Raw genomic sequence first — 24,533 nt, 5'->3', positions numbered from 1 at the left:
GGTCACTCCCGGCGCGCCACCAGCCGGTAGGCGTTGGACAGGCCGAGGCGGTGGGACAGGGGCCGCAGCGCGAACCGGTCCAGGAGGGTCGCGGTGAGGAGCGCGGGCACCCCCGCGAGGAGGAGGGCGGTGCGCGCGGCACGGCGCAGGGCGCCGGGCGGCTCGGGCAGCCAGGGGGCGTCCTCGCGCGGAGCGGTGTGGTCGAGGGCCAGCCAGACGGCGGCGAGCAGGTCGACCGGGTCGTGCGCTTCGGCGTGCTGCTCGGCGACCACCGTGAACCCCAGCTCGGTCAGCCGCCGCCGGAGGTTCGCGACGGGCATGAAGTGCAGGTGCTGGGGCTGCAGCCAGGGCAGCCACCAGCGGCCGAGCAGCCGGGCGTAGCGGCTCTGCGGGTCCGGCACCTCGATGAGGAGGTGGCCGCCCGGGCGTACGGCCTGGTGGGCGGCGCGGAGTTCGCGGTCCGGGTCGGTGCTGTGCTCCAGGTAGTGGAACATGCTCACCACGTCGTAGCGGGCGGCGAGTTCGGGGGCGAGGTCGGGGAAGGCGCCGCGGTGGGCGTGGTCCACGCGGCCCTCGCGGACGGCGATTTCGACGCCGTCGGTGAAGTCGAGCCCGTCGAAGGAGGTGTCGGGCAGGACGGTGCGGGCGGTGGCGCAGAAGTGGCCGTGTCCGGTGCCGACGTCCAGCCATGTCTTCGGTGCGGGGTCGTGCGGGAGCATCGCCTCGGCGCGGCCCCGGTACATGGCGGTACGGCCGCCGAAGGTGCCGCTCATGCGCTGTTCGCCGAGGCCGTCGTAGAAGTCCCGGTAGTAGAACTCCAGGCCTTCTTCGGTCAGTCGGGGGTTCTGGAAGGTGTGGCCGCAGTCGGCGCAGTGGTCGAGGGTGAAGCGGCCGGGCTTGTGCTGGAGCAGGTCGGTGGTGCGCAGGCGGGTGGCGAGCCGGTCCGAGCCGCACCAGGGGCAGGTCTCGCGCCGGGGTGCGAAGAAACGGTCGGTTCCCGCGGCCAGGTCCCTCTGGTAGGCGGGACGCAGGGCGGCGATGCGGGATTTCTCTTCGTCGTTGTCGCTCATCGGGCCTCCGCTGCGAGTCGTTCGAGGCGGGCCGCGGCGGCCCGGGCGCCGCCCGCCGCGCGGAACGCGGTGCGGATCCGGGCGGCGGCGGCCCGGTGGGCGGGGTCGGTGAGGACGGTGTCGAGGGCGGCGCCCAGCCGCTCCGCGCGGACCCGGCCGAAGCGGAGGCGGACGCCGGCGCCCGCGTCCACGACCTGTCCGGCCACCACGGGCTGGTCGTCGCGGATGGGGGCGACGAGGAGCGGGACGCCGTGCCACAGGGCCTCGCACACGGTGTTGTGGCCGGCGTGGCAGACGACGGCGTCCATCCTTTCCATCAGGGCCAGTTGGGGCACGGACGGCAGTGCCAGGACGTCCTTGTCGTCGGCCGGCACCGTGAGGGCGCCGCCCGGGTCGGCGATCACCGCCTGGACGCGGTCGGCGCGTTCCCGCAGGGCGGTGAGGCACTCGGCGAGGAACCGGTCACCCGCGTCGGCGTTCGCCGTACCCAGGGTCACCAGGACCTTCGCCCGGCCGCGGTCCAGTCGTTCCCAGGGGAAGCCGGGGCCGGCCGGGCGGCCGGCGAGCGAGGGGCCGACGTAGTGGATGTGCGGCGCCAACGGCGCCTGGGGGCCGACGAGTTCGGGTGTGCTGAAGATCAGCAGGAGGTGCGGCGAGGACCGTGGGTCGGCGGTGCCGGACGGGTCGCCGACGCGGGAGCGCAGCTCGGTGAGGCGGAGCCGCAGCCACTCGGCGACCTTCGGCAGGCCGTCGTAGGCGCCGGAGAACTCGGCCGAGGTGGTGGCCGAGGTGGCCCACGGCAGCCGCAGGCGTTCCGCCACCAGGGCGCCGGCGAAGGCCTGTTGGTCGGCCACGACCACGTCCGGGCGGAACGCCTCGGCCGCGGCGCGGACACCGGGCGCCATGGCCTCGGCGAGCGGCAGCAGGTAGCCCTCCCACAGGAACTTCAGCGCCTCCGCGCCCCGCAGGTCCGCAGGCCGTACGACACCCCCGGCACCCGGCACCGGGCCCGCGCACCCGAAAACCTCCGCGCCCGGGCCCGCGAGCCGCCGCACCAGCGCCGGGTCCGGGCACACCCAGGCCACCCGGTGTCCGCGTCCGGCGAGCCGGGCCGCCACGCCGACGGCCGGGTTGACGTGCCCGGTCAGCGGCGGCACGACGAAGAGGTAGACGCTCATCGGACACCCGCCCCGGCCCGGATCAGGTCCAGGATGTGTCCGCCGACGGCCGCGGGCGCCTCCACGAGCACCGAGTGCTGGTGCCCGGGCAGCACGACCGCCCGGTAGTCCGTCAGCAGGGCCTGCTTCAGCGGCACCAGGCCGGCGAGGTCCGAGTCGCCGCCGTACACGCCGAGGACCGGGCAGCGTACGGCTCTGATGGCGTCCTCGGTCAGCACGCGGCTGGCGGGGATGTCGTGGCCGAGGGTGGTCTCGCGGGCGAGCCGGGCCGCGCCCTTGGCCAGCCGGGCCGTGTTGTGGCCCCGGTGGGCGGTGATCCAGGCGAGGGCGGCGGGCTCGTTGTGCGCGAGCTCGGTCATGACCCGGTCGAGGATGCGGCCGAGTTTCGCCGCCCACGCGGCGGTCGCGGGCTCGGACTCGATCAGCGTCAGGCTGGCCGCGCGCCCGGGGTGCCGGACGGCGAAGCCGAAGGCGATGGTGCCGCCGTAGGAGTTGCCGACGAGGTGGACGGGCCCGGTGACGTCCAGCCGGTCGAGGAGGGCCTCCAGGTCGTCGATGTTGTGGTCGAGGGTGTAGCCCTCCGCCGGGCGCTCGCTGCGGCCGTGCCCGCGCAGGTCGTACATGACGGTGTCGAGTCCGGCGGCGGCGAAGGCGGGTGCGACGGTGAAGTAGTAGCTGGCCAGGCTGTCGGTGAGCAGACCGTGCACCAGGACGACCGTGCCGTGCGGGGTGCTGTCGCCGGCCGGGGCCATGCGCTGGACGTGCAGCCGGACGCCGCGGGCGTCGACCATCGCCACCGCTCAGCCCGCCTGGGTGTTCTTGAGGCTCCACACCACGTACTCCACCAGCCGGCCGACGGTCAGCTCGATGATCTCGTCGAACTCCATGCCGGCCAGGAACTCGGCGAGGTTGACCCGCTGCCCGTACCGCTCCTCCAGCAGGCCGGCCAGGGTGACGAGGTCGATGCTCTCCAGTTCCAGGTCGCGGTTGAACGTGGTGCACAGGCCGATCACCGCGTCGTCGTCGCCGTACTCGGCCAGCACCGTGCGGAGCATGCCGGTGACGTCGGCGAGCACGGCGTCGACGGTGGGCTGGTCGGGCGCCGGATGCGCGGGGTTCGTCGGGAATGGATGTGTGGGGTTCATCGGGGGTGCTCCTCGGCTGCTTCGTGGGGGTGTCCGCCGTCGGCTCCGGGACCGGTCGTCCAGGCCGCCACATAGGCGCGGTCCGGCAGGGCGGGCGGATTGGTCACCGCCGCGCAGTGCACGGTGTAGACGCGTTCCAGGCGCCCGGAGACCAGCAGCCGGGTGCCGTCCGGCGCGGTCTCCAGCACCGCGAAGTCCCGTGGCCGGCCGCCGAGTCCGGCGCCCTCGGCCTTGGCGACCGCCTCCTTGGCGGCCCAGAACCGGGTGAACCACAGGGCCCGCGGGTCCGGGCCGTCCTCCGAGCGGGCGCGCAGGAGCCGCAGTTCGGCCCGGCCGAGCGCGGTGGCGAGGGTCGCCGGATCGCGCTCGGTGACCTCTTCGATGTCGATGCCGGGACCGGGCCGCGGGGTGTGCGGACGGACGATCGCCACGGCCGCCTCGGCGCGGTGGGCGAGCGAGACGTCCAGCGCGGGCAGGGCGCGGCCGTGCACTCCGGTGACGTACGGCCGCCCCGACTCGTCGTTGTGTACGCGCAGTTCCGCCGGAAAGACAGGTCCCTCGCCCCGCCGCCAGAGCCACTGCCGTACGGCGTCCTTGACGGCGATCCTCCCGAGCAGCCACTGCCGACGGCCGCGCGGCGGGCGTCCGGCGTACTCGGTCCGTTCGGCGCCGCCGAGCGAGTTGCGCATGATCAGCTCGCGGGAGGCGAGGTCCGGCCAGCGTTCGTGCACCAGCGTCCAGCCGCCGGGCATGGCGGCGGACAGGGTGTGGCGGTCGGGGAAGCGTTCGACGGGGCGGGTGGTCGGGTCGTTGTCGAAGCGGCGGTCCTGCCAGCCGCCGATCACGGCCCACACCCGTCCGCCGACGGTCAGCTCCGCGTCGGCCTCCAGGACGGTGTCCGTGAGGGAGGTGATCCGCAGCACGCAGCCGACCTCCGTCCCGGGCGCCGGGTGCGGTCCGTGGAACCGCAGGTGCCGCATCCGCACGGGGAAGACGACGGTCCGCCCGGTTCGGGTCACCATGATCCAGTAGCCGAGGAGCTGCCCCACGTTGTCGAGCAGGGCACCGGGGGCGGCGGGCGCGGTGATCACTCCGCGCATGTGCCGCTCGCCGATCGCGGTGAGTTCGGTCAGTCCCCGGAACCCGGGGCCGTGGAACATCCAGCGCTCCCGGTAGATCTGGGCCGCGGTGTGCTCGGGGCGGCGTTCGGGCGCGTCCGGCAGGGGGCCGGGCCGGGGCGGTGCGGGGTGCTGCGGGGCGAGTTCGACGACGGCGCGGGCGGTGGGGCCGAAGGCCACGGTGACGTGGTGGGGGTGGCTGGGGGCCGGGGTGACGGTGACCTGGAGGTCGACGGGGGGTGTCGCGGTGAGCCAGCGGTCGAAACGGGCCTCGTGCACGGCGACCGCCCGCAGGCCGGGGGCCGCCGTCTCCGCGGCATCCATCATGTGCTGGACGATCGTGGTGGCCGGAACCACCGGCCAGCGGTCCCCGACGTCCGGCCAGCCGGGGCGCTGCGGGAAGAAGCAGTGGTCCAGGAGGTGGGGCATGGTCCGGGGGGAGACGTGGACCGTCGTGACCGTCGGGGTGGTCAGCGCGGGGAGGGGCGCGGTGGGGAGGGGCGGGGTGGGGGTGTGCTCGGAGAGGGAAGGTGCGGCGCCGGTGGTCCCGGTGCGGGTGAGTGCGGTGCGAGTGGTCCCGGTGCGGGTGGGTGCGGTGCGGGTCGGGCCCGCGGGGGTGGGCGCGTCGGGGGCGGCGCCGGGGGTGCGGCGGTGGGCTGCGGTGATCAGCTGGGCTGCCGTGTCCGCGGTGTCCCGCAGCAGCGCGGCCAGCTCGGCGGCGGCCGGGAGGCGCGCGGCCAGTCCTTCGAGTGCACCTAGGCCGGGGGCGCACGGAGAGTCCGGGGGCGCGGGGGGTGTGCCGGTCGGTCCCGGGTGGGCCGGGGGCATGAGGTGGGCGACGGCTGGTGCCGGGCGGTCCGGGGGCGTGACGCCGGTGGCGGTCGGTCCCAGGCGGCTCGGGGGCACGGCAGACGGTCCGGGGCGAGGTGTGGAGGCGGGTTGCGGGGACGCTGATCCTGGGCGACCAGAGGGCGCCGGGGGCACGGCAAGCGGGCCCTGGTGGTGTGGGGGCGCGGGATGCGCAGAGGCTGGATTCGGGTGGTCCGGAGCATCCGCGTGGGCGGTGAGGGCCGCCGCGCGCAGTTCCGCGCGGAGTGCGTCGAGTACCGGCCCGTCCAGCGAGACCAGGGCGGCGCCAAGATCGAGCCGGACGGGCGGGCGGCGCCGGTGCACCGGAGCAGGTGCCGCGGCGCGGGGCGGCCCCGTCGGCGAGACGGACGGCCCCGCAGGGCGGCTCGGCTCCGCAGGGCGGCTCGGCTCCGCAGGCGAGACGGACGCCACCGACGAACGCCGTGACACCGCAGACGAAGCGGACGCCCCCGCGGGGCATGGCGGCTCCGCCGGTGAAACCGGAGCCCCCGCCGCGCGTGACGGCACCGCCGGCGAAACCGGAGCCCCCGCCGCGCGTGACGGCACCGCCGGCGAAACCGGAGCCCCCGCCGCCCACAACGCCGTTGCCACGCGGCGGAGTTGAGGCATGCCGTCGCGCTCGGGCACGTTGGCGGCGACGGTCAGGTGGTCGCGGTCGCCGAGGGTGTCGCCGATCAGGGAGGTGAGCCGGCCGGGGCCCGCCTGGACGAAGACGCGGTGCCCGGCGGCGTAGAGGGCCTCGGTCAGCTCGCGGAAGCGGACGGGTTCCAGCAGGTGCCGTACGAACAGCTCGCGTACCGCCGACTCCGCCCGCGGGAAGGGCGCGGTGGTCGTCCCGGACCACACCGGCACGGTCGGCGGGTGCAGCCGGAAGCGGTCGGCGGCCTCCTTGATGGGCGCGAGGTACGGCTCCAGCATCGGCGTGTGGAAGCCGGAGCGGAAGGGCAGCACCTGGCAGATCACCCCCTGCCCGCGCAGGGCCCGTACGAACTCCTCGACCGCCGTACCGGGCCCGCAGACCATGGTCTGGCGGGGCGCGTTGTCGTGGGAGAGCACGATCCCGGAATGCGCCCAGGACTCGGCGAGCGCGGCGCGGACATGGGCGGCCGATGTGCCGAGGGCGGCGAAGGCGAGGCCGGGGACGGTGACCGTGTCGGGGTCGAACTCGGCCATGAACGCGTCCACCTGGTCCGGCGCGTACAGGCCGGCCGCCGCCATGGCCGTCCACTCGCCGACGCTGTGCCCGGCGACCGCGTCCGGCAGGACCCCCATGCCGCGCAGCGCCTGGTCCAGCAGCCGGCCCACGCCGACCACCCCGAAGCCGTGCCGTCCCACGTCGCCGACCCGGGCGTCCGTGCCGGGCGCCGGGGTGAGGCGGAAGTGGGCGGCGATGTCGTCGGTGCGGGGCGTGAAGTCGCCTTCCAGGCCGGGGAAGACGAACGCGATCCGGCCGCCGGGCCGCCCGAGCAGCGGGTTCGGTCTGAACCACAGGTCGCTGCGGCCCTGCCAGACGCGGCCCTTGGCGACGGCACGGCGGGCCAGGGCGAGCCGCTTGGCGGTCGGGGCCACGATCCCGAGCCGGACCGGGCCGGCGCCGGTGTGCGGCCGGGCAGGATCGAGACCGGCGCCGAGGACGGCCGAGTCGTCGCCGTCGAGGGCGACGGCGAGGTCCGCCACGCTGTCGGCGGCGAGCAGCAGGATCCGCTCGGGCTCGGTGACGCGGGCGGGAGCCGACGCGGAGGGCGGACCGGGTGGCACCGCCGCCCCGCGCCCGGGACGAGCACACGTGGCCTCCTCCTGAACCGGACCCGCCGGTACCGCCCCGGCCGGCCCGGGACCAGCAGACGCGGCACCCTCCGCGGACGAACCCCCGGGCACCGCCCCCACCAGCGCCGAACCAGCACCAACCGCCTTGTCCGGCCCGGCAGCCGCAGTCCGCGTCTCCCCCGGTGCCGAACGGCCCCTCGGTGCCTCCTCCAGCACCACGTGGGCGTTGATCCCGCCGAAGCCGAAGGCGTTCACGGCGGCTCGGCGGACGGGTTGCCGGGGGCCGGTCTCCCAGGGGCGGGCCCGGTCCAGGGTGCGGAAGCGGGTGGCGGCGAGCGCGGGGTGCGGGGTGTCGCAGTGCAGGGTGGGCAGGAGGGTGCCGTGGTGGAGGGCGAGGGCGGCCTTGACCAGGCCGGCGACCCCGGAGGCCGGCATGGTGTGGCCGATCATCGACTTCACCGAGCCGAGGACCGGGCGCGCGGCGTCGTCGTCGCCGTACCCCGCCCCCGGCCCGAACACCTCGGTCAGTGTGGTGAGTTCGGCCGCGTCCCCGGCGGGGGTGGCGGTGCCGTGCGCCTCCAGGAGGCCGATGGAGTCCGGTGCGGCGGGATCGAGTCCGGCGGCCCGCCAGGCCTGCCGTACGGCTCTGGCCTGCCCGCCCGGGTCGGGTGCCAGGAGCCCCGCCGTCCGGCCGTCGCCGGCCACGCCCGTGCCGCGGATCACGGCGTACACGCGGTCGCCGTCGCGTTCGGCGTCCGCGAGCCGCTTCAGTACGACGACGCCCGTGCCCTCGCCGATGAGGATGCCGTCGGCGTCGCGGTGGAAGGGGCGGATGCGCTGGGTCGGGGACAGGGCGCGCAGCTGGGCGAAGACGCTCCAGAGGGTGATGTCGTGGCAGTGGTGCACTCCCCCGGCCAGCATCAGGTCGCAGCGGCCGGTGGTGAGTTCGGTGACCGCCTGGTCCACGGCGACCAGGGAGGAGGCGCAGGCCGCGTCCACGGTGTAGGCGGGGCCGCGCAGGTCGAGCCGGTTGGCGATGCGGGAGGCGGCGAGGTTGGGGACCAGGCCGATCGCGGACTCGGGGCGGTCGGGGCCGAGTCGCTCGGTGAACGCCGTGCGGATCCGGTCGAGTTGGCCGGCCGACAGGTGGGGTAACAGCTCTCCCAGGGTGCGCGTCAGCTGTCCGGCGGTGCGGACGCGCTGGTCGAGGCGGGCCAGGCCCGGGGTGAGGTAGCCGCCGCGGCCCAGGGCCACACCGATCCGGTCCCGGGCCGGGAGCCGGTCCTCGCCGCCCGCGTCGGCGAGCGCGGCGGCGGCCACGTCGAGGGCGATCAGCTGGTCGGGCTCGGTGCCGGGCACCGAGGCGGGCATGATGCCGTACCGGGTGACGTCCACCTCGGCCAGGCCGTCCACGAAGCCGCCGCGCCGGCAGTACACCTGGCCGGCGACGGCGGGTCCGGGGGCCGGGCCGGGCCGGTAGTAGGCGGCGTCCCAGCGGTCCGCGGGGACCTCGCGGACCGCGTCGACACCGTCGCGCAGGTTGCGCCAGTAGGCGTCGAGGCCGGGGGCGCCGGGCAGCAGCACCGCCATCCCTACGACGGCGACGGGGACGGCGGCAGACACCTGATGTGTCGTCATCTCTACCAGCTCGACGCGGTGTAGACGACGGCACGGGCCGACGGTTCGCCCCAGGCGAGTTCCCGCAGCAGGGCCGCGGTGCCCTCGTCCGGGTCGATCAGCCGGATGCCGCGGCGGGCGTACGTGCGGCCGAGTTCCGCGCCGACCATGCCGCCGTGCACGGCGGACGGTGCCCAGGGCCCCCAGTGGACGGTCAGCGTGCGGGCGCCCGTGCGGGCGGCCCGGTCGGCGCCGAGCACTTCGAGGGCGTCGTTGGCGGCGGCGTAGTCGGCCTGGCCGCGGTTGCCGAGGACGGCGGCGATGCTGCCGAACAGCACGGTGAACGCGGGAGCGCCGGGCAGGTCGTCCAGGGCGGTGAACAGCGCGGTGGCCCCGGCCGTCTTCGTGCCGTACACCCGCTGGAAGGACTCGGGGGTCTTGTCGGCGATCAGCCGGTCCTCGATCACCCCGGCGGCGAAGACGACTCCGTCGAGCCGGCCGTGTTCGGCGTGGGTCTCCTTGACCGCCTGCAGGACGGCGTCCCGGTTCCGGAAGTCCACCGAGCGGTAGCGGGCCTCGCTGCCGAGCGCCCGCAGTTCCGCGAGGGTGGTGGTGATCTCCCGCTGGGCGAGGATCAGTTCGGCGGCCCGGCTGATCCCGGCGGGCCCGGGCGCGCCGGGCTCGGCGGCGAGCACGGCCCGCAGCTCGACGGGGGTGCGTGCGGCAGCCGTGCGTGGGTCCTCGGCCGCGGGCGGCGCCGGCGTACGGCCCAGCAGTTCGAGACGGCACCGGCAGGCGCCGGCCAGCGTGGCGGCGAACCTCGCGGTGATGCCCCGGGCGCCGCCGACGAGCAGCACGACCGCGTCCCGGTCGAGGCCGAGCGCGGCGGCTTCGGCGGCGCCGTCCCCGGCCGGCCCGGCGCCCGTCGCCGCGAGCGGGCCGAGGGGGGCGGGCAGCAGCACGAGCTCCTGCCGGGCCCCGGCCGCCGTACGCAGGACGACGGGGGCCGGTTCGGGTGCGCGCAGCTCGGCGAGGACGGCGTCGGCGACGGCCGCCGGGGCGGTGTCCGCGACGGCGACGACCCGTGCGAGCAGGTCCGGGTACTCGCGCGCGACGCTGCGGAACAGCCCGTCCAGGCCGGCCGCCCGCAGCGCCGCGGTGCGGTCGGCGGCCCGGACGGCGAGCAGCCGGCGCGGGCCGCACCCGAGCGCCGCCCGGAGCACCGGGAACGCGTCCGGCAGCACGGGGAGGTCCGGACCGGGCAGCGCGCCGAGGTACACGACCCCGTCGACCGGGCCGTCCGCGGGGGTGAGGAGATGACCTCGCTCCAGGATCACGGCATCGGCGCCGTGGGCCCCGAGTCGCTCCGCGACCCCGGCCGCCGCGCCCGCACCGTCCCCGAGCAGGACGATGCGCCGGCCGGCCAGGTCGGAGGCTTGTACAGCGGCTCGGACGGCGGCCGGGTCGGGCTCCGGAAGAGGCACGGGACGCAGCTCGTACCGCTGGGGCGGCACGCCGAGGACCGGGGTGGACGCCGCCTCGGACCGCTCCTCGGCCCGCCCGCTCCCGTCACCGGTGTGCGCGCCGGCCCGCGCCGTCAGCCAGGCCGTCACCGCCGCGGCCGTACGCGCCTTGGCCAGCTCCTCCAGTTCGGCGTCGGCCAGCACGGCGGGGCCGCCGGCGATGCCCAGGCGTCTGGCGAGTTCGCCGGCGATCTCGGCCCGCTTGATGGAGTCGATGCTCAGGTCCGCCTCCAGGTCGAGGTCGGGCTCGATCATGTCGACGGGGTAGCCGGTGCGTTCGCTGATGATCTCCAGGACGACCCGCTCCACGTCGTCCACCGTCTCCCCGTCGTCCACCGTCTCCACGACGCCCGGCTCGGCGGGCGACTCCGCTGCCACGGACGGCAGTTCGGGTGCCGTCGTCTGCGCCGGCGGCACGGGCGGGACGGGTGCCGCCGGGGTGGCACCCGGGGTGGCGCCGAAGTAGGTGAGCAGGACATCGCGCTGGGCGGCGATCATCTCCCGGCTGGTGCGCAGGAACTCCGAGATGAGCGCGTCCCGGTCGGCCGGGGCGCCGTACGGCTGGTCGGTGGTCACGGTCGGCTCCACGACTCGTCGGGCCGGTGCGAGGGCACCGGGCAGGAGGGCTCCGTCGGCGGTGCGGACGAGGTGTCCGTCGACCGTCCAGCCGGGCCGCCGCGGCACCGGGGTGCGCAGCGCGTCGACGGCGTCGCGGCCCCGCAGGAGCCAGGCGGTGCGCACCGGCTGCCCGGCGACGGCGAGGCGGGCGAGGGCGTCGAGCCAGCCGCGCAGGCCGCTGTCGGCGGTCGGTTCGCAGGCGACCGTGCGGTGCGGGCGGTCGCCGAGGATCCGTCCGACCAGCCGGGTGAGGACGGTGCCGGGGCCCGCCTCGACGAAGACGCGTGCGCCGGCCTCGTACATCGCCTCGATCTGGGCGGCGAAGGCGACCGGGGCGCCGATCTGGGCGGCGAGTTCGGCGCGCACCGCGGCGGGGCTGTGCGGGTAGGGCGCGGCGGTGCGGTTGGCCCAGACGGGGAACTCGGGCGGCCGTACCGTCTTGTCCGCGAGCACCTTGGCGAACCGTTTTCCCGCGCCGGCCACGAGCGGGCTGTGGAAGGCGCAGGCCACGGGGACGCGCCGCGCGGCGTGCCCGGCGTCGCGCAGCAGCCGTACGGCCGTTCCGACATCCGCCGTCGGTCCGGAAATCACCGTCTGATCGGGCGAGTTGAGGTTGGCGACGACGACGGATGCGGGTGCGCCGGTCGTGCGCAGGGTGCGTACGACGGTCTCGGCGGGTGCGCCGACGGCGGCCATGGTGCCCGGGTCGTCGCCCGCCGCCGCCAGGATCGCGCCGGCCCGCTCGGTGCTCAGCTCCAGCAGGGTCTCGGGGTCGAGCGCCCCGGCCGCGGCGAGCGCGACCAGTTCGCCGTAGCTGTGCCCGGCGGCCTGGTCGGGGTGGACCCCGGCCGAGGTGAGGAAGGCGTGGGCGGCCAGGCCCGCGATGCCGAGGGCGGGTTGCGCGGCCCGGGTGTCGGTGAGGGCCGCCCGGCGCCGCTCGCGGGCGGTGTCGTCGAAGGCGGCCGGCGGGTGGACGGTGTCGGCGTACGCGCGGCCGAGGTCCAGGTAGTACCGCAGCCCGGGGAGGTGCACGAGGAGGTCGGCGAGCATGCCGGGACGCTGGCTGCCCTGACCGGGGAAGAGAAACGCGACCTCGCCGGCACCCTCACCCTGTTCGGGACGGGTGTTGCAGCCGTCCTTGTCCGCGTCGGTCCAGTGCTTGAAGGTCGAGCGCTCATACCCCGTACGTTCCTCGCCGCGGACCGGCGCAGGCCCCGCCACCTCGCCCTGCGCAGGCCCCGCCACCTCGCCCTGCGCCGGCCCCGCTACCTCGCCCTCCACCGCCCCAGCCACCCCGGCGCACACGGGCCCCACGATCTCGCTCAGCGCCGGCCCCACCACCTCACGCCGCGCCAGCCCCGCAACCCCACCCTCCGCCGACCCCGCAGCCTCGCCCTGCGCCGCACCAGCCACGTCACCCACCGCCGACCCGGCGCCCCCTCCCCGCGCCAGCCCCACCGCCTCACCTCGCGCCTGCCCCGCAACCTCACCCTCCACCGGCCCAGCCACCTCGCCCTTCGCCGGCCCGGCTACGTCGCCACCCCCCGGCCCCTCGACCTCACCCATCACCGGCCCGGCAAGCTCGGCACACGCCGACCCCGCAACCTCGCCCATCTGCGCCCCAGCAGCCTCCCCACCCACCGGCCCCCCACCCGGCCCCGCGACATGGATCCCGGCGGACGGGTCGTCGTCGCCGGTGAGGAGGCGGTGCAGGTGGGCGATCAGTTCGTCGGTGTCGCGGGCGACGATCGCGGCCTGTACCCGTTCGTGCGAGGTGTCGGCGCGGTGGGCCGCGGCGAGGGCGAGGTCGCGCAGGCGCCAGGGGCGGCCGGCGGTCTCGGCGGCGCGGAGGAGGTCCTCGGCGTGGCGGTGGGCCGCCGCCGTGTCCCTGCCTCGGAAGAGGAACAGCTCGGCCGGCCAGGCGTCCAGGGCCTGCCGGGACGGTACGGTCCCGGCGTGGCCGGCGAGGACCGCGTGGAAGTTGGTGCCGCCGAAGCCGAACGCGCTGACCCCGGCGAGGCGTTCGGCGGGCGGTGCCGTCCAGGGGCGGGCGCGGGTGTGGAAGACGAACGGGCCGTCGTCCTCCGCCCAGGCCGGGTTGGGCCGCTCCAGGTGCAGGGTGGGCGGGGTGATCCCGGTGTGCAGGGCGAGTGCGGCCTTGATCAGTCCGGCGAGCCCGGCGGCGCACTTGGTGTGCCCGATCTGCGACTTGACCGAGCCGAGCGCACAGCTGCCGGTCTCCGCCCCCGCCTGCGCGAACACCTCGGTCAGTACGGTGAGTTCGGTGCGGTCGCCGACGACCGTACCGGTGCCGTGCGCCTCGACGAGACCGACGTCGGCGGGCGAGACACCGGCGTGGCGGTAGGCCCGCTCCAGCGCCGCCCGCTGGCCCTCGGGGCGGGGTGCGGTCAGTCCGAGGGAGCGGCCGTCGCTGGCGGAGCCGAGGCCCTTGACCACGCCGTAGATCCGGTCGCCGTCCCGTTCGGCGTCCGCGAGCCGTTTGAGGACCACGCAGGCCACGCCCTCGCCCAGGGCGATGCCGTCGGCCGAGGCGTCGAAGGCGCGGGAGCGTCCGGTCGGCGAGAGCGCGTGGACGGAGGAGAACAGGACGTAGTCGTTGATCCCGTTGTGCAGGTCCGCGCCGCCGCACAGCACCAGGTCGCTGGTGCCGGAGGCCAGTTCCTTGCAGGCCACGTCCAGCGCGGCCAGCGAGGACGCGCAGGCGGCGTCGACGGTGAAGTTGGCGCCGCCCAGGTCCAGCCGGTTGGCGATCCGGCCGGAGATGACGTTGGCGAGCATGCCGGGGAAGGAGTCCTCGGTCAGGCGGGGCAGCTGTTCCTCGATGCCGTCGGGGACCGTGCCGTAGTAGGAGGGGAGGACGGCGCGCAGGGTGACGGCGTTGGACAGGTCGCTGCCCGCCTCGGCTCCGAAGACGACCGAGGTGCGCGAGCGGTCGAACTCCCGGCCCCGTTCGCCGTATCCGGCATCCTCCAGGGCCCGCCGGGCGGCCTCCAGGGACAGCAGCTGGACGGGTTCGATGCTGCCGAGGGACGCGGGCGGGATGCCGTAGCGCAGCGGGTCGAAGGGGATGCGGGGCAGGAAGCCGCCCCACTTCGACGCCGTGCTGCCTGCGGTGTGGTGCACGGCCGGGTCCCAGCGCTCGGGCGGTACCTCGGTGACGGCGTCGCGTCCGGTGACGATGTTGGCCCAGAAGGCGGTCAGGTCGGGGGCCTCGGGGAACATGCAGGCCATGCCGACGATCGCGATGTCCAGCGGTGCGGGCGGGGCGAGCGGCACCGGTCCGGCCGGGGTGAGCGGGCCCGGGTGCGCGGCCCGCCGGGTCAGGAAGTCGGCGGCGCCGTCGGTCACCGAGCGGTGCAGGTCCGCCAGGGTGGTGGTCGCCGAGCGCAGGACGGCGACCTCGCCGGCCATGAACATCCCGTCCGTGAGCTGGCGTTCCTCGCCGACGGCCGTCAGCGTGCCGTCGGTGCCGCGTTCGACGCCCTTGCTGGCGATGCGCAGCCGGCCCACGTTGAGCCGTTCCAGGCTCTCCCAGATCTCGCGGTCGGGCAGGCCCCGCGCCCGTAAGGCGGCCTCCCGGTCGCGGTAGTCGCCGGTGAAGGGGCTCGGGACGCAGCGGGTGGCGTGGCCGGGGGCGGTCTCCAGCAGGGCGGTCGTGGTGGCGGTGAGGACCTGCCGCTGGAAGAGGGGCCGGATGGCGCCGTGCGCGACGGCCTCCTCGGTGAACAGGTAGGCGGTGCCCATGAGCACACCGACGGCGGCGCCCCGGGCGGTGAGCGGTGCGGCGAGGGCCGCGACCATCGCCGCCGACCGCTCGTCGTGGACACCGCCGGCGAAGAACACCTCCAGCCGGCGGGCGGTGCCGTCGTCGGCGTCCGCCAGGAAGTCCTCGAGTGCGGCGAGCTGGGCTTCCCACAGCGGGAAGGAGGCCCGCGGCCCCACGTGCCCGCCGCACTCGGAGCCCTCGAACACGAACCGGCGCACGCCCGCGTCCAGGAACTGCCGCAGCAGTCCGGGTGAGGGCACGTGCAGGAAGGTGCGGATCCCGGCCCGTTCCAGCGCCTCGGCCTGGGCGGGCCGTCCGCCGGCGATGATCGCATGCGTGGGCCGCAGCTCCCGTACGGCGTCGAGCTGGGCGTTCCTGATGTCCTCGGGAGCGAAGCCGAGCACGCCCACGCCCCAGGGCCGCCCGTCCAGCACGGCCCGGGCCTCGGTGAGCATCGACCGGGTGCGCTCGCCGTCGGCGAGGGCCAGCGCCAGGAACGGCAGCGCCCCGTCCTCGGCGACGGCGGCGGCGAAACCGGCCTGGTCGCTGACCCGGGTCATCGGTCCCTGGGCGAGGGGGAGCCGGGTGCCGAGCGCCCTGCTCATGGCCGACCCGGGACGCAGGGCGAGAGCCGGATCGCCGTCGGCCGTGCCGTGCAGTGCCGCCGACACCGCCCGCACCGTCCGCCGTACGTCCCCGTACCGTTCCGCGAAGCGGGCCGCGAGGAAGCCGTCCTGGCCGACGGGCAGCAGCCGGCCGCGCAGATCGCGGGCGTCCAGCAGGGACGCGACCGCCTCCGGGTCGTCGGGCGGCGGGGACGGGGCGTCCGGTCCCCGGCGCCGCAGGACCCGGTGGCCGCCCAGCAGCACCGTCTCCGAACCGTCCAGGGAGCGCAGCGCCGAGCGGACCGCCTCGGGGAGGCCCGATTCGGCGAGCAGGGCCAGCTGACTGTCGAGAACGACCCCGGTGGCACCCCCGGCCACGGCGGCGGCCGCCGTTCGCGGCCCGATGCCGCCGCAGGCCCAGACCGGAACGCCGCGCAACTCCTCGTCTGCCAGCAGCTGTTGCAGGAGCACGAAGGTGCTGAGGTCGCCGACCCGGCCACCGCTCTCGCTGCCCCGGGCGATCAGCCCCCGGGCCCCGGCGCGTACGGCGGCGCGCGCCTGGACGAGGTCCATGACCTCCGCCCACACGCGGCGCGGCGACGGGAGTTCGGCTGGACTCCAGGTGGCGTCCGGGGTGAGGACCACGGTGTCGGGGGCGTCGCCCACCTCGGCCGGGGACAGGGCGCAGCGGCCGGTCACCCGGATGCCGAAGGGTCCCGGAGAGGCTCGTCTCAGCCGGGCCAGCTCCTCCCGGGATCTTCGGTCGCCGGTGCCCAGGTCGAGGATGCCGAGCGCGCCGGCGGCACAGGCGGCTGCGGCGAGACCGGCATCGGGGGCTCCGAAGGGAGTGAGGCACAGGACGAGGTCATGGGCGCGCACAGGCGAGGTCATGATGCTCCGGCACGATCGGCGAGACAGCACGGTGGGGGGTGTGTGCGGCGGAACGCTCTGGTGCGAGGGCACCGGAACCTAGCCTCGGCCTACTCATGGGTCAATAACGCCGCGCCCTTTTCGTGCGCGGTGACATCGATTCGGCCAGCGGGATGAATTCCCCACAAGAACCTTAAAAACGCCTCCATTCCCCTTACGGGTGCGGGCGCGGGACCCCATGGATCCACGCGCCACACCCCCATGAACTCCGCCAAAGTGCCCGCCTGTTCCACCGCGCACTCACCCGTCCGCGGGGCACCGTGACATTCGCTGGAAGTCTGTAAATTCCGCATGCTGTCGGCGCCGTGGCGCGAACGCGGCCGGGCGTGGGGTGTCGGCCCGCGGCGCGTCAGCGGTGCCGGGTCCCCACGGCCATGGGTACCGCGGCGACCGGGCCGGCGATCCTCGGCAGGGCGTGAGGCACCGGGACCGGGACCGGCGGATGGACGCGCTGCCTCGGCACCGCCGGAAGGGCCTCACGCACCCCGGCCGGCGGCAGAGCCCCGCGCACCGCGACCGGCGGAAGGAACTCGTGGACCGCGTGTATCGCCTCCCCGGACGGCACCGGCCGGTGCCGTCGTGGGCCGCGGTCGGCGCGGATCCGAGCGATCCGGGTCTCGTTCGCCTCCCCCGGCTTCCCCGGCCCGGTGTCTCGCGAAGGGCCGGGACCTCGCCCGTCGCGCTCCGGCCCGCCCCGCGAGGAGCCCGCGTGCGGCGCCCCGCCGGCATCCCCCTTCGCGTACCCCGGTCGCGGGTCACCGGGCGCGCCCGCACCGCCCGTCGCGCCGGGTGCACCGGGACCGTCGGGCGCACCGGGCGCCGCGCCGGGCCGCCGCAGCCCGTCCGGACCGGGGTCCACCGCCCAGCGCTGCTCCGGCGAACCGTCGCGCGGGGCCAGCCCGACGCGGGCGGACGTGCCGCCGGAGCCCGCGGAGAGCGCGAGGCCCGCGGGCCGGCGGAGCAGGATCTCGCCCCGCACGGTGACGTCGTACGCCACCTCTCCGGCGTGCACGACGCATCCGGCCAGCGCGACGCTCTTGGTCCCGGGGTCGGCGGCCAGGCACAGGCCCGGGTCGGCGGCGCTGCGCAGCAACCCGTCGTCCTGGTACGACCACTGCTGGGAGGCGGCGGACGAGCACGGCGCGAGCGCGACACCCGCGCCCGCCACCACGGCGTTCCCGCGCACGTCGAGGCAGTGGCCGGAGGCCAGGCCGCGCAGGCCGCCGTGGGCGATCTCGGCGGTTGCGCCGACCGAGGCGGCCGAGGGGGAGGTGCCGGTCCGGGCTCCGGTGCCGCCCGGGCGGCTGGTGCGGCCGGCCGGTGCGCCCCACGTGGCGCCGGGTGCCGGGACACCGTTGTCATCGGACCAGCTTCTGACCGCGAGCACGGTGGCGAGCAGCGCGAGCGAGGCCAGCCCGACGCCGACGGCCAGGGCGGTGCGGTGGCGCGTGCCGGTGCCGTCGCGGTGCCTGCCGCCGTTCCCCGTTCCGCCCTGTGCGCGCGCCGGTGCGGGCGCCGGTGCGGGCGGCACCTCCTCGGCGGCGGCGCGCCCCGGGCGGGAGTCGAGATAGCGGCGGGCTCCCCAGCCGAGGACGGTCTCGGCGAGCAGCAGCCCGAGACCGTCGTCGATCAGCGCGAAGGTTTCGGCGGCGTGCCGGCAGTACGCGCACGCCGTCAGATGCTGTCGCACATCGGGCAGCAGGGTGCCGCCACGGCGTATCGGGACGTCGAGGAGCCGGTTGTAGAAGCGGCATTCCCGGGAGGGCGCGAGTTCCCGGTGGGCGCGGAGGCAACCGGCGCGGAATTGCTCGCGTGCCTGCTCCAGGGCGGCCGTCGCGGTGGTGTGGTCGATCCCCAGCAGACCGGCCGGTGTGTTTATCGGTTCTGCTTCGACCTCGGTGTGCCACAGAAGGCATTGCGAGGCGCCGGGAAGGACGTGGAAAGCGCGTTCCGCGAGGTGCCGCCTTTCCGGCGTTCCGGGCTTTGTCGCGCGCAGTCCGCGGCCGCCGGCGGGTTTGCGCAATTCCGGCAGAGTCGCACAGGCCACGTCGTCGTCCGCCCATGCGCGGACGATGTCGCGGACGGCGACCAGCAGTTGCGGGCGCAGGGCGCCGCCGGCCACCCCGCCCGCCATGCGGCCGAGGACCTCGTGGAAGGCGGCGGTGGCCACGAGGTGGGCCGTGGGACAGGCGGAGGTCAGACAGACGACGGCGTAGTCGCGGGCGGCCCGCCAGTGGCGGGCCAGCAGCAGGGCGACGGCGTGATGGCGGGCGGGGTGCGGGCCGCCGAGCAGGGCGGCGAGATCGCGGTCCGACTCCCCGGTCGAACCGGGCGGCGGCGGGTACGGCGGGCGTGGGGGGTGAGAGGACTGCACGGAACCATGTCCTTTCGAGCCGCAGGACCGCACGCGAAATGCCGTCCTGTCGGAAAGCAGTGCTGAATTGGTGCATACCTAAAGGGCCGGCCTTGGCGCTCGACGCCTGCCTTTGCCCTCCCGCGGGGAGGCTCACCTTCGCACACGCGGCTCATCGGAAACAAGAAGTTCGATTGACTCGGCATCAAGTCAGCGAAATCCGCAGCGGTTACCGGCGGTATCACTTCCACAGCCGGTTCCCGCGTTTCTCCGGGCGCGTTCTCGCGGCCAAGGCCGCACCGATGGAGATGCCCGCCCGCAGGCCCCCCGTCGAGCCGGTCCCGGCCCCGCGGACAGGAAGAGGGGCCCCGCGCCGGGACCCCTCTTCAAGTGCCGTCAAGTGCCGTGTCAGCCCTGCTGGTTGGGGCGCAGCGTCCACAGGACGGTCATCTCGCCCGTGACGGCGCCGTCCGCGCGCCGGATCTCGATCGCCACCGGGAACTCGGGGCGCTGTCCCGCGTCCAGTTCGGCGACGACGTCGGCGGCCGGACGGCCCAGCGTCGCGGTCGCGGTGACGGCGCCCATCGCCAGCTTCTTGTAGGCGATGTCGGCACGCACGGCGAGCGGCACCGCCCGGGAGAGCTGGTCCCCGAACGCGGCCAGCACGATGGCTCCGCTGGCCGACTCCCCGAGCGTGAACATCGCACCGGCGTGCGGGCCGCCCACGTGGTTGTGGTAGGCGCCCTGGTCCGGCAGGGCCACGACGGCCTTGTCCGGAGTGGTCTCCAGGAACTCCAGGTTCAGGGTCCGGGCCATGGGCACGGTGGCGGCGAGCATCTCGCCGATGGACATCTGGTCTGCGCTCATGGCGTTATGTTACTCATGAGTAGGGCTTCGCTACGACCCTGGCGTGGGCCAGTGACCGAATCGTGTCCGGGGCCGCACTAGGGTTACTGGCCATGTGGCCAGATCAGCAGCCGCCAGGGGGCGCGCCGAACCCGCAGCACAATCCGCAGCACAACCCGTACCAGCAGCCGGGGTACCAGCAGCCGAACCCGTACCAGCAGCCCGGGTACCAGCAGTACCCGCAGGCCGGGCAGTACGGTCAGCAGCCGCAGTGGGGGCAGCAACAGCCGCCCACCGCACCCCTCCCGCAGGCCCCGCAGGGCGGCGGGCGCACCAGACTCATCGCGATCCTCGCGGCCACGGCGGTCGTGGTCGCGGCCGGCGTGACCGGCTATCTGGTCCTCGGCTCGAACGGCGGCAAGCACGAGGAGGCCGGCGGCAAGGGCGGTCAGCACCCGAGCAAGCCGGCCGTACAGCCCTCGGCCGGCTCGTCCGCGACCGACGACCCGCGCGGCACGGAGACCGAGAAGCCGACCATCGCCGGCTGGCGGGTCGTGGTGAACTCCAAGTGGGGCATCGCCTACGACGTGCCCGCGGACTGGCAGGTCGACAAGCCGGGGACCGCGATCATCTTCGACTTCCCGAAGGGCGAGGCCAACACGGGCATCACCATGTCGGGCCTCGCCGAGTACCAGCCCAAGTGGTGCACGTCCGACGACGACAAGGACGGCCGCACCGAGGACACCCAGCTGGCCGCCGTGGGCGCCAAGGGCGCCAGCGGCGCCAAGAACACGGACGAGATCGCGATCAACACCCCGGCCTGGTGGGTCTACGGCGCCTACACCATGCCGGACAAGAAGAGCCTCTCGTGGGACAAGAAGGCCACCCCCTTCAAGACCGCCTCGGGCATCCAGGGCAGTTACGCGTGGGCCCAGTCGCACCACACTCCGCGCAAGGGCAAGTGCGTGACCGACGGCCAGGCGCTCACGTTCGGCTTCAAGAACGCGGCCAGCGACTATGTGTCGTTCGACTTCTTCGGCGCCACGGGCGTGAAGGGCGAGGTCTCCAGGGCGACCGTCCTGAAGATCCTCAGCACGGTCCGGCTGCACGGAAATCCGACGCACGAGTAGCGGACGCACGAGGAGCGGTGGATACGGTCGCGCCGACGAGCGCGGCCGTACCGGCCGTCGGCGCGGCCGGACCCCTCACTTTCCGGCGGGGGTGACGGTGAGGATCGCGGCTTTGCTGGGCACGCCGTGCGCGTCGAGCGCGAAGAGCATGTAGGTGCCGGGGAGCGCCACGCCGGAGTCGGCCGGGACGGTCAGTTCGTAGGTGCTGGTTCCGGTCTTACGGGGTGTCAGCGGTATGCGGCGCTGGTCGTTGTCGACGGAGTGCGTCGAGGCTCCGGCCCGGATCAGGGCGAACCTGTCGACGGGCACGTCGGTCGTCACCTTCAGCTGCTGCCCGTGGGCGACCTTGGCGGGTATGTCACCGACGAAGCGGGGCCGGGCCTTTTCGGTGCCGTCGGGGTTGAGGAGGGCGGGCGGGGTGAAGATCGCCCCGTCGGCGTGGTTGGTCTGGCAGTCTCCGCACAGGCCACCGCCTCCGGTGAAGACCCGGCCGTCGGGCAGCAGGTTGGCGACGCTGTGGTAGTTGCGCGGGACGGCCATGGACGCCAGGGCCGTGAAGCGGCCGGTCGCGGGGTCCCAGATCTCGGGGGTCAGGGCGGAGTGGCCGTCGCTGAACGGCTTGGCGTAGGACTGCCCGCCGAACACCGCGACCTTGCCGTCGGGCAGGACGACGCTGTTGCCGAAGGAGCGGGCGTAGGACATGTCGCCGGTACGGGCGCTGACGGGCTTGCCGTTGCCGCCGTTCGCGTCGACGGTGTAGGCGCGGTTGGTGGCCGTCGCGTTCTCGTACGCCGTGGCGCCGCCCAGGGTCAGGAGCTTGCCCACGTCGTAGGCGACGGCGTCGCCGTTCATCGCGTCGACGCTGTCGGCCCGGGTGCCGGCCGGGGTGATGCTGCCGTCGCCGTCGGTGGATATCCAGTTGAGCTGCTTGCTGGGGCCGAGCTGCAGGACGCGGCCCTTGGCCATGGCGTACAGCCATGCGTGGTTGTCCGCCCGGTAGGGGCCCGCCGGATCGGCGGTCAGGATGGGGGTGACCGGTACACCGGGCAGCTTGCGCCAGGTGCCGGTCGCGGCCGACCAGACCTCGCCGCCCTTGTCCGGGGCGTTGTCCTGCGACCAGGAGCCGCCGATGACGAACGCGTCGCCGTTGGGGAGCAGGGTCATGCCCTGGTAGCCGCGCGCGATGTTCATGTCGCTGGTGGAGGTCCACTTGTCGGTGCCGGGGTCGTAGATGCTGGCACGCTCCGCGTTGCTGCCGCCGGTCACCAGGACGCGGCCGTCGGCGAGGAGCGCGACGCCGGGACAGAACATGTCGTGCTTGGTGTTGTCCACGCGGCGCTGAGTGATCTTGCCGGTGGCCAGGTCCATGATGGCGGTCTGGGTGTAGCCGTTGCTGCCGCCGAAGCGGTCGGGCGCGTAGGCGGACCAGGCCAGGAGTTTGTTGTTCGGGAGTACGGCGGTGGCCACCGGCACCAGCGGGAAGCCGATGACGGAGCTCCACCGGCCGTGTACGGCGGGGTCGGCCGGGCCGCTCAGGCGCAGCTCGGCCGCCGAGGTCCACGGTCCGCGCCCGCCGGCCTCGGTGAGGGCGGTCAGCCGGACGTAGCGGGCACTGACGGGCTGGCTGAAGGTGGCGCCCTTGACGGTGTCGTCGTCCTGCCAGGTCCCGGCCGCCACCGGCTGCCCGAAAGCGGTGCCGTTCAGGCTGGTGGTGACCGAGTACTGGCCTATCCGGCCGTTGGGGCTGCCGTCCGTGCGCGGTTCGTAGCTGAGACCCGAGACGACCGCGGTGCGGTGCATGTCGATGGTGATGCTGTGCGGCAGCGGCGGGACGGTACCGGTCCACCGGGTGTGCCACAGCGTGCCGGAGTCGCCGTCCAGCACGTTCCGGGCGCGGTCGTCGGCGTCCTGGGTCTCCTCGCTGGAGGCGGTGGCGGTCCACCCGTCGCGCGGCAGGTCGGCACCGGGTGCGGGCCCGCCCGGGTCCCCGAGCAGGTTGATCTCGGCCGCCGAGGCCCACGGTCCGCGCCCGCCGGCCTCCGAGGTGGCGGTCAGCCGCACATAGCGGGTCCGGGCGGGGACGAAGCGCAGCGTCTTGGTGGTCGCGTCGTCGGCCAGCGTTCCGGTGGCCACGGGCTTCCCCCACACCGTGCCGTCGCCGCTCAGGGACACGGCGTACTCGCCGATCCGGCCGTTCGGGCTGCCGTCCTGACGCGGCTGGTAGACCATGCCGGAGACGACGGCGGTGCGGTGCATGTCGATGGTGATGGTGTGCGGCCGCGGGGTCCCGTCACCGGACCACTCGGTGTGCCACAGGGTGGCGGGGTCGCCGTCCAGCGCGTTCTGGGCACGCTGGTCGCCCTCCTGTGTCTCCTCGCTGTCGGCGGTGGCGGTCCACCCCTCTCGCGGCAGGGTCGGAGCGGGTGGCCGCATGGCCTCCTCGGGAACGACCTCGCCGTGGCCCCCCGGGGGCATCGGCATGTCCCCGTCGGAGTGCGGGTCCGTGTCCCGTACGAGCGCCGCGCGATGCGCGAGGGCGGACTCCGGCTGTATCAGCCCGGGGAGCACTGCCGCACAGACCAGGAGAACGAGGCCGGCGGCCCGTTTCGTGACCCCTCGCAGCCTGCCTGGCGCACCTGTCATGACGCCTCTCCCAACAGTGAGAAAAGGGCCGCAAGACGGAGAAGTAGGGCGTCCCGCCCCGTTGGTGTCCTCGACGGGGCGGGACGCGGTCCGAATTGCCGCTGGGATCCGTCAGATGCAGAGGAGGACGATGAGTCCGTCGCACTCGTCGTCGTCGCCGTAGTCGCCGCCGGCGGGACGGGCGGGGGCGTGGTGGACGTTGGCCGGGACCGCCGTCGCGGCTGTGGCCTGTGCGGCGGTGTGCGGGGTGGGGGGTGCCGCCGCTGCGGCGTTCGCCGTGCCTGCCAGGCAGGCAACGCCCAGGAGGGCGCTCACGGCACTCACCGCGCATATTCGCGGAATGCGGGAGACGAGGCGGGGATGCTGGGCCGGGTTCGGCTGTGGAGTGTTCATGGAGTCACCATGCACGCCCTCAAGGCCGGTTTCCCGCCGAGCGCGGCCGACTGGGGGAGCCCGTTTCGGTGACGGGGTCAGCTGATGCCGAACGCCCCGTCCGGCGGCTCGGGTGACGGCACGGCGTCGGCGTCCTCGACCGGCCGCGCGGAGCCCATGAACTCCCGTACGGCGGCGCCGTCTTGGACCCGGGCCGGGAAGGCGTCCGCCGCGGTACGCCGGGCCAGGGCGGCGGTGTCGAGGGGCCGGTGCGCCGCCACGAGCACCGCGTTCCCGAACCGCCGGCCGCGCAGCACGGCGGGCTCGGCGATCAGGACCAGCTCCTCGAAGACGGCCGCGAGATTGGCGAGTTGGGAGCGCAGGAACGCGAACGGCGCCGCGTCGGCGAGATTGGCCAGATAGACCCCGCCGGGCCGCAGCACCCGCTCGGCCTCACGGACGTAGGCGAGCGTGGTGAGGTGCGCGGGCACCCGGGACCCGCCGAACACGTCGGCGATCAGCACATCGGCGTGATCGTCCGGGGCCGTCTCCAGCCAGGCCCGGGCATCGGCCGCGTGCAGCGCGATGCCCGAGCCCCGGGGCAGCGGCAGATGCTCGGCGACCAGCTCCAGCAGTCCCCGGTCGGCCTCGACGACGTCCTGCCGGGAGCCCGGCCGGGTGGCCGCCGCGTACCTGGGCAGCGTGAGCGCACCCCCGCCGAGGTGCACCACGTCCAGCGCCCGCCCCGCCTCGGCGACGGTGTCCAGCACATGCCCGAGCCGCCTTGCGTACTCGAACTCCAGATACGCCGGGTCGTCGAGATCGACGTACGACTGCGGCGCCCCGTCCACCGTCAGCAGCCAGGCGCGCGCCCGGTCGACGTCGGGCATCAGCTTGGCGGTGCCGTGATCGGTGGTCCGGGTGACGGGGATGGCTTCACTCACGTGCCCATTGTCACCGG

Annotated in this window: 12 protein-coding genes; 1 reads left to right on the top strand and 11 read right to left on the bottom strand. The window is 75.0% G+C overall.

Going from position 1 to position 24,533, the window contains the following annotated elements; translation table 11 throughout:
* Positions 1-2: 2 nt before the first annotated feature.
* From ABT171_RS13650 to ABT171_RS13615, 8 genes are all read right to left on the bottom strand, one after another.
* Positions 3-1,070: a class I SAM-dependent methyltransferase gene (locus ABT171_RS13650; RefSeq protein ID WP_351243115.1), complete on the bottom strand. Its 1,068-nt coding sequence runs from the start codon at positions 1,068-1,070 to the stop codon at positions 3-5.
* On the bottom strand, positions 1,067-2,248 hold the full coding sequence (locus ABT171_RS13645; RefSeq protein ID WP_351243113.1) for a glycosyltransferase: 1,182 nt from the start codon (positions 2,246-2,248) through the stop codon (positions 1,067-1,069). The genes ABT171_RS13650 and ABT171_RS13645 overlap by 4 nt, the downstream gene beginning before the upstream one ends.
* Positions 2,245-3,039, bottom strand: coding sequence for an alpha/beta fold hydrolase (locus ABT171_RS13640; RefSeq protein ID WP_351243560.1), 795 nt, complete (start codon positions 3,037-3,039; stop codon positions 2,245-2,247). Before ABT171_RS13640 ends, ABT171_RS13645 begins: the two co-directional genes overlap by 4 nt.
* 9 nt (positions 3,040-3,048) lie before the next feature.
* The gene (locus ABT171_RS13635) at positions 3,049-3,393 is read right to left on the bottom strand and encodes an acyl carrier protein (RefSeq protein WP_503075147.1); all 345 of its coding nucleotides are present in this window, start codon (positions 3,391-3,393) and stop codon (positions 3,049-3,051) included.
* Positions 3,390-8,786 (bottom strand): type I polyketide synthase, encoded by a 5,397-nt coding sequence (locus tag ABT171_RS13630; RefSeq protein WP_351243111.1) that lies wholly within the window; start codon positions 8,784-8,786, stop codon positions 3,390-3,392. Before ABT171_RS13630 ends, ABT171_RS13635 begins: the two co-directional genes overlap by 4 nt.
* A 2-nt stretch (positions 8,787-8,788) precedes the next feature.
* Positions 8,789-16,189: an SDR family oxidoreductase gene (locus ABT171_RS13625; RefSeq protein WP_351243109.1), complete on the bottom strand. Its 7,401-nt coding sequence runs from the start codon at positions 16,187-16,189 to the stop codon at positions 8,789-8,791.
* Between the two features lie 388 nt (positions 16,190-16,577).
* A complete protein-coding gene (locus tag ABT171_RS13620) occupies positions 16,578-18,602 on the bottom strand; it encodes an RICIN domain-containing protein (protein WP_351243108.1) in 2,025 nt (674 codons plus the stop codon).
* A gap of 387 nt (positions 18,603-18,989) precedes the next feature.
* Positions 18,990-19,448: a DUF4442 domain-containing protein gene (locus ABT171_RS13615; protein ID WP_351243107.1), complete on the bottom strand. Its 459-nt coding sequence runs from the start codon at positions 19,446-19,448 to the stop codon at positions 18,990-18,992.
* 92 nt (positions 19,449-19,540) lie between these two features.
* Here ABT171_RS13615 and ABT171_RS13610 point away from each other — a divergent pair, with 92 nt between their 5' ends.
* Positions 19,541-20,557, top strand: a complete 1,017-nt coding sequence (locus ABT171_RS13610) for a DUF8017 domain-containing protein (RefSeq protein WP_351243105.1) — start codon at positions 19,541-19,543, stop codon at positions 20,555-20,557.
* A 75-nt stretch (positions 20,558-20,632) separates the two neighbouring features.
* Here the strand turns inward: ABT171_RS13610 and ABT171_RS13605 are convergent, their stop codons facing one another.
* From ABT171_RS13605 to ABT171_RS13595, 3 genes are all read right to left on the bottom strand, one after another.
* Positions 20,633-23,200, bottom strand: coding sequence for a discoidin domain-containing protein (locus ABT171_RS13605; RefSeq protein ID WP_351243103.1), 2,568 nt, complete (start codon positions 23,198-23,200; stop codon positions 20,633-20,635).
* Between the two features lie 111 nt (positions 23,201-23,311).
* Positions 23,312-23,593 carry a hypothetical protein gene (locus tag ABT171_RS13600; protein WP_351243101.1) on the bottom strand — a complete coding sequence of 94 codons (282 nt, stop codon included), beginning with the start codon at positions 23,591-23,593 and terminating at the stop codon, positions 23,312-23,314.
* 77 nt (positions 23,594-23,670) lie between these two features.
* Positions 23,671-24,516, bottom strand: coding sequence for a spermidine synthase (locus tag ABT171_RS13595; protein ID WP_351243099.1), 846 nt, complete (start codon positions 24,514-24,516; stop codon positions 23,671-23,673).
* Between the last annotated feature and the right edge of the window lie 17 nt (positions 24,517-24,533).

It is taken from the genome of Streptomyces sp. NPDC001851 (assembly GCF_040297165.1).
In the GTDB taxonomy this organism is placed as follows: domain Bacteria; phylum Actinomycetota; class Actinomycetes; order Streptomycetales; family Streptomycetaceae; genus Streptomyces.
This window is presented reverse-complemented; position numbering and strand designations above follow the sequence as displayed.

Coding starts and splice junctions, on each gene's coding strand:
- ABT171_RS13650 (WP_351243115.1), bottom strand. CDS start 1,070: ATGAGCGACAACGACGAAGAGAAATCCCGCATCGCCGCCCTGCGTCCC.
- ABT171_RS13645 (WP_351243113.1), bottom strand. CDS start 2,248: ATGAGCGTCTACCTCTTCGTCGTGCCGCCGCTGACCGGGCACGTCAAC.
- ABT171_RS13640 (WP_351243560.1), bottom strand. CDS start 3,039: ATGGTCGACGCCCGCGGCGTCCGGCTGCACGTCCAGCGCATGGCCCCG.
- ABT171_RS13635 (WP_503075147.1), bottom strand. CDS start 3,393: ATGAACCCCACACATCCATTCCCGACGAACCCCGCGCATCCGGCGCCC.
- ABT171_RS13630 (WP_351243111.1), bottom strand. CDS start 8,786: ATGACGACACATCAGGTGTCTGCCGCCGTCCCCGTCGCCGTCGTAGGG.
- ABT171_RS13625 (WP_351243109.1), bottom strand. CDS start 16,189: ATGACCTCGCCTGTGCGCGCCCATGACCTCGTCCTGTGCCTCACTCCC.
- ABT171_RS13615 (WP_351243107.1), bottom strand. CDS start 19,448: ATGAGCGCAGACCAGATGTCCATCGGCGAGATGCTCGCCGCCACCGTG.
- ABT171_RS13610 (WP_351243105.1), top strand. CDS start 19,541: ATGTGGCCAGATCAGCAGCCGCCAGGGGGCGCGCCGAACCCGCAGCAC.
- ABT171_RS13605 (WP_351243103.1), bottom strand. CDS start 23,200: ATGACAGGTGCGCCAGGCAGGCTGCGAGGGGTCACGAAACGGGCCGCC.
- ABT171_RS13600 (WP_351243101.1), bottom strand. CDS start 23,593: ATGAACACTCCACAGCCGAACCCGGCCCAGCATCCCCGCCTCGTCTCC.